The following is a 12,298-nucleotide window of genomic DNA, read 5'->3' as shown; positions in this document are numbered from 1 at the left end:
GTTGCCATGACTGCTCCGATTATTCGCCAGCTCGCCGCGTTGCGGGCCAAACGTAACGCCTGGATTCGCGCCGGTGAACGCGTCGCCGTGGTGCCCACCATGGGGGCGCTCCATGCGGGGCATCTGTCCCTGGTGGAGGCCGCCAAGGCCGCCTGCGACCGGGTGATCGTGACGATCTTTGTCAATCCCAAGCAGTTCAACAACCCCGAAGATCTGGCCAATTACCCGCGCACCGAACATGACGATGCCATCAAGCTGGCCCCCTACGGGGTCGATATGATCTATGTGCCGGACCCGGATCAGATCTACCCGGATGGTTTTGCCAGCACGGTTTCGGTGGCCGGGGTGGCCGATCAGATGGAGGGGGCCTGTCGCCCTGGTCATTTTGACGGGGTCGCCACGGTGGTGGCCAAGCTGTTTTTGCAGACCGGCGCCCATCAGGCGTTTTTTGGCGAAAAGGATTATCAGCAGCTTTTGGTTGTCCGGCGCATGGCGCGGGACCTTGATATCCCAATCCAGGTGGTCGGCAGTCCAACCGTGCGCGAGGCCTCAGGCCTGGCGATGTCCTCACGCAATATGCGGCTCTCGGCTGCGGGTACGGCCCAGGCCGGGGCGCTGCATCCGATCCTGACCAAACTGGCGACGGCGCTGGCTGCTGGGGGTGATTTTACCCCTCTGGGCACGGCAGCGGAGGCGGCGATCCTGGCGGCGGGCTTTGACGAGGTGGAGTACCTGTCGCTGTGCTGCGCAGAAGACCTGAGCACCCTGGACAGGGCCGACCGCCCGGCGCGGCTTTTTGTGGCGGCCTGGCTGGAAGGGGTGCGCCTGATTGACAATGTCGCAGTCTAGCGGTCGGCGCCTCAGCGGTTTCGGCAACTAAAGCTTTAAGAGGGACTGGCAGCGGTAACATCTTGCGGCTAAAGTCCCGCCCTGAGGAGATCCATCACAGGGGCGGGACATGAAATTTATTCTGGCAATCGATCAGGGCACCACGTCAACACGGGCGGTGTTATTTGACGGCGACATGCAGGCCGTGGGCACGGCGCAGCAGGAGTTCCCCCAGTATTTCCCCAAGGCGGGCTGGGTTGAACATGACCTGGATGAGATCTGGGAATCGGTTGTCGCAACCTGTCGACAGGTTCTGGCACAGACGGGGATCACGGCTGCGGATCTGGCCGGCATCGGCATTACCAACCAGCGCGAAACCACGGCGGTGTGGGACAAGGCGACAGGTGCGCCACTCCACCGGGCCATCGTCTGGCAGGATCGCCGCACGGTTGAGATCTGCGAGGCTTTGCGCGGGGGTGGCCATGAGGATATGATCCGCCACAAGACCGGCCTGCTGCTGGACCCCTATTTTTCCGGCACCAAGGCCAGCTGGATCCTGGATCAACAGCCAGAGGCCCGCGATCGCGCCGCGCGCGGGGAGCTGTTGTTTGGCACCATCGACAGCTTTTTGATCTGGCGGCTGACGGGCGGCGCCTCCCATGTGACCGATGCCACCAATGCGTCACGCACAATGCTCTATGACATTCGCGAAGGGGCCTGGAGCGAAGAGATCTGCGGCCTGCTGCAGGTGCCAATGGCGATGCTGCCAGAGGTGAAGGACTGCGCGGCAGATTTTGGCATAACGGTGCCTGAGATTCTGGGCGAGGCAGTGCCTATTCTGGGCGTTGCCGGCGACCAGCAGGCGGCTGGTATTGGCCAGGCCTGTTTTGCACCGGGGATGATGAAATCCACCTATGGGACCGGGTGTTTTGCGCTGCTGAACACGGGCGAGACACCGGTTGTGTCGCACAATCGTCTGCTGACCACCGTGGCCTATCAGCTGGGCGGCAAGCCCACCTATGCGCTGGAGGGGTCCATCTTTATTGCCGGCGCTGCCGTGCAATGGCTGCGGGATGGATTGGGGCTGCTTGAGGATGCCGCCCAGTCTGGGGCCTTGGCCCGGCAGGCGGACCCCGAACAGGATGTGCTGTTGGTGCCCGCCTTTACCGGGCTGGGGGCGCCCTATTGGCAACCCGAATGTCGCGGCGCGGTCTTTGGTCTGACACGGGGCACTGGCCCAGCTGAAATGGCCCGCGCGGCGCTGCAAAGCGTGGCCTATCAGACGCGGGACCTGTTGGAGGCGATGCGGGCCGACTGGCCGGAAGAAACCCATGTGACCCTGCGGGTTGATGGCGGTATGAGCGCCAGTGATTGGACGATGCAAAGCCTGTCGGACCTGTTGGGGGCCGCTGTGGATCGTCCCAAGATGCAGGAGACAACAGTTCTGGGGGCGGGCTGGCTGGCTGGTATGCAGGCCGGGATCTACCCGGATCAGGCCGGTTTTGCTGCAACCTGGGCGCTGGATCGCAAGTTCACGCCTCAAATGGCCCCAGCGCAGCGCGACGCGGCCTATGGCCGCTGGCAACGGGCGGTGCAGGCCGTCATTGGCGTTTAAGAAACCCGTTTGCTGCCCGGTATCGGCTTTACAATTTTCGGATCACCAAGGGGCAAGGGGGGGCTCCCGCCGCCGCGGGTCATCGGCTGGCGCCGAAAGCCCCTGGCGGTGTTGGGCCCGGCGCCGCGCTGTCGCGCGGCGCGGTTGCGATAGCTGCAGCAGAAGTGGCAGAGCGCCCGCCGTGCGTCCGCACGGCGCTGGGCCCAACGGGAAGAAGGCCCAAAGGGCCTGATGACGGGCGGGAGCCCACCGTTAGCTGCTCAGCCGTGCCCCAGCTTTGATCGTTGCCGGGCGGGCATTCAGTTCCTCTATCGAAAAGCCTGCGATGGATTTGTAGCGCGCAGCATGGGCGGCAAGCTCGGCCTGTGGGATGACCTCATTGATACTGGTAAAATCGCCACCGCAGAGATCTTCGACCTGTTGCAACACCCCATCCGGCCCCTTGCCGGCGCGGTTGGTTTGGCCGATGCCTGTTGCCAGGGGGCGCACCTCGGCCTCAAAGGCGGCAAGCGCGTCTGAGGTGAGACCATGGGACAGGAAAGATGCGCCGATGATCCGCGCGTCAATGATGGCCTGACTGGCGCCGTTGGAGCCAACAGGATAGGTCGGATGCGCGGCGTCTCCCATCAAGGTCACGGCGCCAAAACTCCATTGCGGCAGCGGGTCGCGATCCACCATCGGGTATTCATAGACCACCTCGGCCCCGCGAATGAGGCCAGGCACATCAATCCAGTCAAACTGCCAGTCTTCGAACTCGGCAACAAAGTCATCGATATCGGCGGCGCGGTTCCAGTCCTCTTTCTTCCAGGGCGTGGAAGGGTCAAAGCTTTTCTCCGCGATCCAGTTGAGGGTGGCGCGCCCATCAGCGTCGGGTCGGGAGATCGGATAGGCCACCATGCGCAGGCTGTCGTGACCGATCATCGCCATGGAGGCCTCGCCCTTCCAGGGCGTGCCCTGGGTGGTGGCACGCCACAGGATCCGGCCATTCCAGATAGGCGCGCCTTCCTCGGGGTACATCTGCGCGCGCAGGGCGGAATGAATACCGTCTGCTGCAATAACCAGCGTACCGCTTTGACGAGACCCGTCCGCAAACAGCAGATCTGCACCGGTTGCGGTCTGTTCAAACCCCACGGCGCGCGCATCGGTGGTGATGCAGTCGGCACCCGCCCGTGCCACCAGCGCCTGGTACAGCATCATTTGCAAAGCGCCGCGATGGACCGAGTACTGCGGCCAGGCGTAGCCGGCCTCAAGCCCGCGCGGCTCTTCCCAGATTGTCTTGCCGAGTTTTGAATAAAACCCCAGCTGCCGGGTGCGGATGCCGATCTCTTCCAGCTCCGCCTCCAGGCCCAGGTCAAACAGCTCGCGTACGGCGTTGGGCTGCAGGTTGATACCAACCCCCATGGGGCGCAGTTCAGCGGCGGCTTCGTAGATGTGAAACGGCACCCCAATCTGATGCAGCGTCAAACCCAGGCTAAGCCCGGCGATACCGCCACCGGCAATAAGAACTGACATGATATCTGTGCCTCCCAATACTTGACGGCACAGAACCATAGAGCCCGGTTAAAGGGCAAGGGGAAACAAGCCGGATCACGACCGGCATCTGGGGCAAAATGGCGCGCTCAGGATCAGGTCTTGGAGGCGATGATCAGATCGGGGCCAAAGATGATATCGGCGTATTTGTGCAGGTAAATCTTTAGCCAGGGGGTGAAACGTTCCGGGTGACGCTGCACCTCTGCCAACAGGTCATGGTAGTCCATCCAGCGGGTCTCCATCACCTCATCGGGGTTGGCAACCGGAGTCAGTGGCCGGTGCGCATGGGCGAGAAACACATCCACCACCTCATGTTCCACCATCCCATGGCCCACATCGGCCCGATATTCCAACTGATGGCGAAACTCAGGGTACAGCCCTCTGATGCCCAGCTCTTGCTGCATCCGCCGGACCGCGCAGGCCGAGGAGCTTTCCTCCCACATGGGATGGGTGCAGCAGGTATTGGCCCAGAGCCCAGGCGTGTGATATTTCCCCAGGGCGCGGCGTTGCATCAGAATTTTGACACCCTTGACCACAAACACCGAGACAGCCTTGTGTTTGAGCCCCTGTTCATGCGCCAGGAGCTTTTCTACCGGTGTCAGTTCGCCGTTCACCCAGGCCGGGATCAAATGGGGCATTCCGGATCCGTAATCAGTGTGCCGCCATCACGCAGCCTGCAATGGCTAACGCGGGTCGCAGAGCAAAGCAACTACGCGAAAGGCCGCGCCCCTGCGGTCGCGGCCTTTGATGCCTAAGTTTCAGGCAGTCAGATCTGGCCCCGGCCCGCCACAGCGGGCCAAAAGGCCTGATACACAAGTGGCAGATTACTCGGAGGCCGCGTCCTCGCTGGCTGCGGCATCTTCGGCTGGCTCTTCGGCGGCAGGGCTGAACTGGGCCAGGAAGGCATAGATGTCTTCGGCACCTTTTTTCAGCTTGTACGACATTTTTGATTTGGCCTTGCCGTCGTCCAGGTGCTCGCGCAGGAAGCCACGGGGATCTTGGGTATAGGCCTCAAAGCTAGCAAGATCCCAGACCAGGCCACCTTCGCCGGCGGCAACCAGATCCTTGCCGTATCTAAACCCTTCGTAGGTGCCCGCCGTGCGGCCAACAACACCCCAAAGATTCGGGCCGGTTTTGCCACCCTTGACGATTTTCTCGCCGGTGTCAGAGACGATGGTGTGGCAGGATTTGCATTTGTTAAAGGCCTTTTCGCCTTTGGCAGCGTCGCCTTCGGCAAAAGCGGGTGCGGCCAGAAGGCCAAGAATGGCTGCGGTTAGGATAGGTTTCATAGGCTTGCTCCGGTTTGAGTTGGCTTTGATAGAATACGGCGCTTGTTGGCGCTGAGTGTCAACGGGCGAATCTGCCGCATCTGAGGTTTCAGGTTTGGGTGGGGCTCCAGCAGGGCAGCAGGTCATTTTCCGCTGGTGTGGCGCAGTAGACCGCCCGTGCAATGGCGCGACTGAGACAGAGCGCGGCAGCATGGCCGATCTCGCCCAGCTCAGCCTCTGCAGAGGTGAGTGTCCGGCCGCCGGTGCTGGCGGCAAAGACCAGGTCGCCATCCCCCGGCGCATGGGCCGGAACGGTGGCTCGGCCAATACCGTCATGGGCCGCAGTGGCCATGCGCTGGCATTCAGCCTTGGTCAGGGCGGCATCGGTGGCGACGATGGCAATGGTGGTATTGCCACGCTCCGAGGGCAGGTCGTTATCGGCCGCAAGAGCGCGCATGGCCTGCATTTTGCGACTGTCGAGACTGCGTCCCAGCCCCACTGCGCTGTCAGGGCCGAGGCCGCCAAATTCTCCGTCGACCTCAAAAGGTGCGGCCCAGAAATGGCGATCTCCGGGGGTGGTGACGCTGCCCATCGGATTGGCAGCAACCAGCGCGCCAACAGTCACGCCACTGTCCAGCACAAAAGAGGCAGAGCCAAGCCCGCCTTTGACCATCGCGGTCAGGGCGCCGGTGCCAGCCCCATGGGAGCCAAGGGAGAAATCGCTTGAGACATCCTCAAAAGCGGCGCGACCCAAGGCGCGATAGGGGTTGTCCTGCCAGTCCTTGTCGCCGCCGTTCAGCAGGTCAAACAGGATGGCGCCGGGCACCAGTGGAATGAGTGCAGGCCCCAGGGTGAAGCCACGCCCCTGATCGCGCAGCCCGTCCACGACACCGGAACAGGCATCCAGCCCAAAGGCAGACCCGCCCGATAGCACCAGGGCGTCGATCTTGGCCACGGATTTATCCGGTGCCAGCAGATCTGTTTCGCGGGTGCCCGGCGCGCCCCCCATGACATGCACCGAGGCGGTCAACGGTTCGCTTGCCAGCAAAACCGTGGTGCCGGACTTCAGCGCCGCATCACTGGCATTGCCGACCATGAGGCCAGGGACATCGGTGATCAGGTTTTTGGGTCCAGGTCTCATGGTGCCAGATGACCTGAGATGTTGTTGCCTGAGGCCTGGTTTCCTGAGGGATGCATCATCTTATGATCTCCTGTTCCAAGGCAAAGGGCGGGGCAAAATCCCCCCCTTTTTAGATGCTATTTTGATTGGGTCTTTGATCCGGCGCAAACAGGCTGCGCCGGCTTTCAGGGATCTGCTCTGCGCTGTGGCGCTAGATCCGGTTTTTGGCGGCCGCTGTGCTGGCATCGCCGGAGTTTGGCTCGCCCTTGGGTTCGATCAGCAAAACCTTGCATTCCGCCTCGGCCCGGGGGCGGTGGGTGACGCCTTTGGGCACCACAAACAGCTCCCCGGCTTTGACGACATGCGCCGCGCCACCTTCGATCTCCATCACCATCTCGCCCTCTAACACCAGGAAGAAATCATCGGTGTCTTCGTGCAGATGAAAGGGAAAGGCGCCTTGGAATTTGACCACCATGATTTCGTTGTCATTGTAGTCGGCAATGACCTTGGGATCCCAATGGCTGTCAAACAGCGCCAGTTTTTCTGCCAGGTTGATGGTCTTCATATACAGCGGCCGCCGTCGACTTCCATGGCGACGCCTGTCACCATGCTGGCCTCGTCAGAGCACAGATAGCAGGCGGCATTGCCCATGTCCTCGGGGGTGGAAAAACGCCCGATGGGGATGGTGGACAGGAATTTGGCGCGCACTTCCGGGGTGTCTTCGCCCATGAAGGACTGCAACAAAGGTGTCTCGCCGGCCACTGGGTTGATGGCATTGACACGGATGCCCTTGGGGGCCAGTTCAACCGCCATGGTCTTGGTCGCGGTGATCATCCAGCCCTTGGAGGCATTGTACCAGTTGAGGTTTGCCCGGGGGGAGACCCCGGCGGTGGAGGCCACGTTGAGGATGGCGCCGCTGCCATTGGTTTTCATATGCGGCACCAGGGCGCGGGCGGTTAGATAGACCGATTTCATGTTCACATTGTACACCCGGTCAAAGTCTTCCTCGCTCACCTCGTCCAGCGGTGTGGGCAGATGGGTGACCCCGGCGTTGTTGATCAGAATATCGACCTTGCCAAAACCGGCAATCGCGGCCTCGGCCATGGCCTTCACAGAGGCCGCATTGGCAACGTCGACCTGCTGGGCCAGCGCCGCGTCGCCGCGTTCGGCTGCCAACGCAGAGGCGCTGTCACCATTGATGTCAGCAATCATCACCCTGGCCCCTTCGGCCAGGAATTTATCAACGATGCCAAGGCCAAAGCCAGAAGCGCCGCCAGTCACAATGGCGCATTTTCCTGCAAGCCGCATAATGCTCTCCTTCAAATCCATTTGCGGCAAACATGGCCAAGGTGACGGCCGGGTGCAATCGCTAGGATTACTCTGGAGTGATTTTTCCGCGCATTGATTTGACTGCGCTGCGCTGTTTCTTGCTGTCAAGCCGCCGTTTCACCGATCCGCGCGTTGGTTTGGTCGCTATACGACGTTTTGGCGCCACCAGGGCCTTGCGGATGAGCTCGGCCAGGCGGTCCCGCACCAGCTCGCGGTTGCGCAGTTGCGAGCGGGTCTCGTCGCATTGCATCAGAATCGCGCCCTCTTTGGTCCAGCGTCGACCTGCGAGACGTTTGAGTCGGGATTTCACCGCCGGGGTGAGCGCAGGGCTGCGGGCGGCCTCGAACCGCAGCTCGACTGCGGTGGCCACCTTGTTGACGTTCTGCCCGCCGGGCCCCGAGGCGCGCATGAAGCTCTCGGACAGTTCCCAGTCCTGCAGCGCTATATCATTTGTGATATGCAACATGGGGCGGATGTAACGTGGTTGGCGAAAATGGAAAAGGCCGCAGTCCGCTGGACCACGGCCTTTTGCCGAGACTGTTGTATTGGCGTGTGCCTTAGGCGGGCTTTGCCGTCAGGTGGGTGACGATCATGCGGAAGGGCACCAGCGCCAGCAGTGCCAGCGAGAGTTTCACCAGCCAGTCAGCCAGGGCCAGAGAAACCCACAGCGGCGCCATGGGGCCTGCGCCCAAAAGCGGCAGCATTTCACCAGCCCAGGAGACGTCATTGGCCGGTTCGATCCAGGTCAGCGCGCCGGAAAAGGCGATGGTAAAGAAGATGACGGTATCCACCGAGGAGCCCACAAGCGTGGAGGCCAGCGGTGCGCGCCACCATTTGCCGCTCCGCAGGGCGGCAAAGATCGACACATCGAGCAGCTGCGCCGTGAGGAAGGCAAGTCCAGACCCAAGCGCGATGCGCAGGGTCACAAGCGGGCCAAACTCGCCCATGATCTGGGTGCCAATGAGCGAGCAGACAACGCCCACCACAAAGCCCACAAAGACCACACGACGGGCAGGCCCGGCGCCATAGACGCGGTTCATCACATCAGTGATGAGAAAGGCAATTGGATAGGTAAAGGCGCCCCAGGTCAGCCATTGGCCAAACAGGAATTGCACCAGGATATTGGAGGCCACCACAACGGCAGCCATGGCAAGAATGCCAGGTAGATGAGAACGATTCATTTTTCAGTTCCGTTTTTTATACAAGGTCGCGGCGACTTGTTCCGCAGCTTGTGCGGAAGACGGGCTCACCTAGCTGTGTTGCAGCCGTTTGGCAAGTGTTTTGCCAATTGTGACGCGCGCAGCCAAATCAGTTTAGACCGCCTTCCATCAATGGCTGCAGCTCTTGTTCGAGCAGTGTTGCAAGCGCACCAGTAGGGGCTTTTCGCTCATGCGCAGGGCATGTAGCCCGTAAACGACAAACGCTGCGAGAGCAAAGAAAAACCTATTTCCCGTCACTCTGGCAGGGTGTATTCCACCAGTTCGGTGCGTTGCAGGGCTTTGAAGTTGTCGTCCGACACCATGGTGGCGCGCAACAGGCCTTTGGCGTCGCGCCAGACGGACAGACCTTCGAGGTTGTCATGCACCCCGGTGCTGCTTTCCAGCAGGGTGACTTCGTTTATCGCGCCCTGTTCGGTGATATCCCAGCGGCGCAAGCGGCTGCGAAAACCGATAAAGACAAAGTTGCGTTCCAGCAGATAGAAACGGCCGTCGGGGCCAAAATCGGCACCAACAGGCAAGAAACCTCCCCGTCGGGGCAGGGTGAAGGGCTGGCTCCATTGGCTGCCATTCCAGCGCCAGACAGGGATCTCCCCATCGGCGTTCAACGCGTTTTCGGGCAGGGTGTACAGCCGCCCCCGGGGGTCGATGGCCAGGGCCTCCAGGGATTTGTTCAGTGGTAAGCCGCGAAACTCATTAGGGCGGGGCAGGACACGGGCACGGCTGGCCTCGGTTTGGTGATGCACCACCCGGGACAGTCCTTCGAAGGAAATATAGAGCGAGCCATCCGGCGCCAGGGCCAGGCCTTCGCTGTCCATGATCCGACCAAAAAGCTGTCGCCCCTTGGAGGTGCGCAGATGTTGGGCACTGCGCAGGGTGATCTCTGAGATCTCGCCGTCCTGTCGATGGATATCGGCACGGGCCACATGGGCGCGATCACTGAGAACCACCATCTGCGCCCCATCCGCCGAGAGCTCAATCCCGGAGAATCCCCCAAACCAATCGGGGCTTGCCCGCCATGTATAGCTGCCTGCAAACTGAGCGGCGTTTTCCAACCGATCAAGCTGGGCTGCGGCAAAGGCTGCCGCCGCTGCAATGAGGCCGGAGGCCAGAACAAGGCCACCGACCAGTTTCCTACGCTTCATGGTGTTTATGCTCAGTTAGATTGCAAAACGGCGGCGCATTGTTTGGGCAGGTCCGTCAGGGTGTATTCGCGGCGGGGCTTGGGGGCCGGAGCATTTGGGTCTGCCGGTTTTGGCGGCGGAGGGCTCAAGATATCATTGACCCATTTTTGTGCAGCGTCACAGCCGTCACCGCGTGGTGGGCGATCCTGATCAACACAGCCTCGGGCGCCCCTGGGGCAGGCCAGACGCACATGGAAATGGTAATGGTGCCCCCACCAGGGACGGATTTTGCGCAGCCAGCGCCGATCGCCCTTGGCGTCCTTGCACATCTGCACCTTGGCGCCAGGAAAGACAAAAATCCGCGCCACCCGTCTGTCCTGTGCTGCGGCCTTGATGATCTCGTGATGGGCGCGGGTCCAGTCTGAATTCACATATGCGCCGTTGTTGCGCCGCATCGAAATGGAGGAGATCTTTTCGCGCTGGGCCCGGCTATAGGTCAGCTTGTTCGCCGGGCGCATCCAGATATCAATATCCAACCCCACTTGATGGCTGCGGTGCCCTGACAGCATCGGGCCACCACGGGGTTGGCTGATATCGCCAATATAAAGCCCGTTCCAGCCGGGCTGACGTGCGGCAAATTTGCTGAGCTTTTCGATAAAGCTGATGGTTTCGGGATGGCCCCAGTTGCGGTTGCGGCTGAGCCGCATGGCCTGCCAGGTGGCGCCGGTTTCCGGCAGCTGCACCGCGCCGGCAACGCAGCCCTTGGCGTATGAGCCATAGGGGGCCGGCGCCTGCTGTGATCCTGTACCCTTGGCACCAAAAAGCTGCTTGGCCGGGGTGGCGGCGCTGGCGCCACTGAGCGCTGCAAAGATGAAACAAAAACTCGCTACAAGCAGTCTCAAACCTGATCTCCTTCTGCCTTGACCCGGTACAATACGATCAATCCGAGGATAAACAGAAAAATCACCGGGCTAATGCCCAATCGTGCGCTACCTGTCAGGGTTGTGGCAACCCCAATTAGCCCAGGCGCCAAAAAGGCGGTGGCGCGCCCGGACAAACCATAGAGCCCAAAGCTCTCGGTTGCCTTTGCAGGGTTGGTATGACGCACCATCAGGCTGCGGCTGGCGGCCTGCAAGATTCCGCCGAAACCACCGATCAGCATGCCGCAGCCAAAGAAGATAGCGTCCGGCAGCTTGGAGCCCGTCGCCAGCTCGATGCCAAACAATGCCTCACGCGACATGTTCACCACGGTTAGGCAGACCAGCGTCAGCACCAGAATCGCGGCGACGATCACGGGTTTGGGGCCAAACCGTTTGTCGGCCATACCGCCGACCCAACTAAAGGCTGCGGCGGCAATTGCAGATATGACGCCAAAGATGCCGATACTGGTGATTTCCCAGTCCAGCACCAGGCTGGCATAGACGCCGCCAAAGCCATAAAGCCCGTTCAGCGCATCCCGGTAGAGCATCGATGACCCCAGATAGCGCGCCAGACTGCCGCGATAGCGCAGCGCCTTGACGGATGCGATTACCAAAGAGATGGCCTGTCCCAGGCTGCCCCGCTTGCCGGTGCGGGCGTCATCTTTGACCCAGAGAAAGTAGGGCACCATGAAGAGAATGAACCACAGGGCGGTGAACGGCCCGACGGCGCGGGTGCCCTCGCGGGTTTCAGCATCCAACCCCAGGACCGGGTCCAGCCCGATCAGGGTTTTGCCGCTGCCCTGTTCAACAAACAGCAGCAGCATGATGAACAGCGCCAGAACGCCGCCAAGGTAGCCAAAGGCAAAGCCAGAACCGGAGATGGCTCCGACATCATCCTTGTCGCCGAGGCTGGGCAGTTGCGAATTGGCAAAGATCAGGGCAAATTCCGCACCGATGAAGCCAAAGCCAAAGGTCACCAACATCCACCACAGGTTGCTGCCGGCTGGATCTGAATACCAGATCCCCCAGGCGCCGAGCGCATACATCAGCGAAAAGCCGATCAACCAGGGCCGTTTGCGTCCGGAAATATCCGCCAATGCGCCGATGAAAGGCGCGCCAAAGCCGATCATCAGCCCGGTTACGGTCATCCCGATCGACCACATGGTCTGCGCCTGGGCCTTGGCGGCTTCTGGGGCCAGGCCCTCTCCCAAATAGTAATTGGCAGCCACAGCAGCAAAGAAGGGGCCAAAGACAAAGGTGACCAGCAGTGTGTGATAGGGCTGGCTGGCCCAGTCAAAGAACCACCAGCCCCAAATACGCTTGCGCGATGAAATATTGCTCATGTGT

General features: G+C 61.2%; 13 protein-coding genes. 2 read left to right on the top strand and 11 right to left on the bottom strand.

Annotated features, from left to right (window positions below; genetic code table 11):
- The first annotated feature begins 6 nt into the window (after positions 1-6).
- Together panC and glpK are read left to right on the top strand one after the other, a co-directional pair.
- On the top strand, positions 7-849 hold the full coding sequence (gene panC / locus QZ268_RS00105; RefSeq protein ID WP_295446523.1) for a pantoate--beta-alanine ligase: 843 nt from the start codon (positions 7-9) through the stop codon (positions 847-849).
- 109 nt (positions 850-958) lie between these two features.
- The gene (gene glpK, locus QZ268_RS00100; RefSeq protein ID WP_295446521.1) at positions 959-2,443 is read left to right on the top strand and encodes a glycerol kinase GlpK; all 1,485 of its coding nucleotides are present in this window, start codon (positions 959-961) and stop codon (positions 2,441-2,443) included.
- Positions 2,444-2,695: 252 nt separating this feature from the next.
- Here glpK and QZ268_RS00095 read toward each other — a convergent pair whose 3' ends face one another.
- The 11 genes from QZ268_RS00095 to QZ268_RS00045 form a co-directional block, all read right to left on the bottom strand.
- Positions 2,696-3,955, bottom strand: a complete 1,260-nt coding sequence (locus QZ268_RS00095) for a flavin-dependent oxidoreductase (RefSeq protein WP_295446519.1) — start codon at positions 3,953-3,955, stop codon at positions 2,696-2,698.
- Between the two features lie 113 nt (positions 3,956-4,068).
- Positions 4,069-4,611, bottom strand: a complete 543-nt coding sequence (gene idi / locus QZ268_RS00090) for an isopentenyl-diphosphate Delta-isomerase (protein WP_295446518.1) — start codon at positions 4,609-4,611, stop codon at positions 4,069-4,071.
- A 186-nt stretch (positions 4,612-4,797) separates the two neighbouring features.
- Entirely contained in the window at positions 4,798-5,262 is a 465-nt protein-coding gene (locus tag QZ268_RS00085) for a c-type cytochrome (protein ID WP_295446516.1), read from the bottom strand.
- Positions 5,263-5,350: 88 nt separating this feature from the next.
- Positions 5,351-6,382 (bottom strand): P1 family peptidase, encoded by a 1,032-nt coding sequence (locus QZ268_RS00080; RefSeq protein WP_295446514.1) that lies wholly within the window; start codon positions 6,380-6,382, stop codon positions 5,351-5,353.
- A gap of 190 nt (positions 6,383-6,572) precedes the next feature.
- Positions 6,573-6,926, bottom strand: a complete 354-nt coding sequence (locus tag QZ268_RS00075; RefSeq protein WP_295446512.1) for a cupin domain-containing protein — start codon at positions 6,924-6,926, stop codon at positions 6,573-6,575.
- Complete coding sequence (locus QZ268_RS00070) at positions 6,923-7,669, bottom strand: SDR family oxidoreductase (protein ID WP_295446510.1); 747 nt, start codon at positions 7,667-7,669, stop codon at positions 6,923-6,925. Before QZ268_RS00070 ends, QZ268_RS00075 begins: the two co-directional genes overlap by 4 nt.
- 67 nt (positions 7,670-7,736) lie before the next feature.
- Complete coding sequence (gene arfB / locus QZ268_RS00065) at positions 7,737-8,156, bottom strand: alternative ribosome rescue aminoacyl-tRNA hydrolase ArfB (protein WP_295446508.1); 420 nt, start codon at positions 8,154-8,156, stop codon at positions 7,737-7,739.
- A 91-nt stretch (positions 8,157-8,247) separates the two neighbouring features.
- Positions 8,248-8,871: a queuosine precursor transporter gene (locus QZ268_RS00060; protein ID WP_295446506.1), complete on the bottom strand. Its 624-nt coding sequence runs from the start codon at positions 8,869-8,871 to the stop codon at positions 8,248-8,250.
- A gap of 272 nt (positions 8,872-9,143) precedes the next feature.
- Positions 9,144-10,052 carry an esterase-like activity of phytase family protein gene (locus QZ268_RS00055; protein ID WP_295446504.1) on the bottom strand — a complete coding sequence of 303 codons (909 nt, stop codon included), beginning with the start codon at positions 10,050-10,052 and terminating at the stop codon, positions 9,144-9,146.
- A gap of 11 nt (positions 10,053-10,063) precedes the next feature.
- Complete coding sequence (gene mepA, locus QZ268_RS00050; protein ID WP_295446502.1) at positions 10,064-10,933, bottom strand: penicillin-insensitive murein endopeptidase; 870 nt, start codon at positions 10,931-10,933, stop codon at positions 10,064-10,066.
- Positions 10,930-12,294, bottom strand: coding sequence for an MFS transporter (locus QZ268_RS00045; RefSeq protein WP_295446500.1), 1,365 nt, complete (start codon positions 12,292-12,294; stop codon positions 10,930-10,932). Before QZ268_RS00045 ends, mepA begins: the two co-directional genes overlap by 4 nt.
- Positions 12,295-12,298 lie beyond the last annotated feature (4 nt).

Source organism: uncultured Pseudophaeobacter sp., from assembly GCA_905479575.1.
Taxonomy (GTDB): Bacteria; Pseudomonadota; Alphaproteobacteria; order Rhodobacterales; family Rhodobacteraceae; genus Pseudophaeobacter.
Note: the sequence above shows the minus strand (reverse complement) of the source record. Positions and strands in the feature narration are given on the sequence as shown.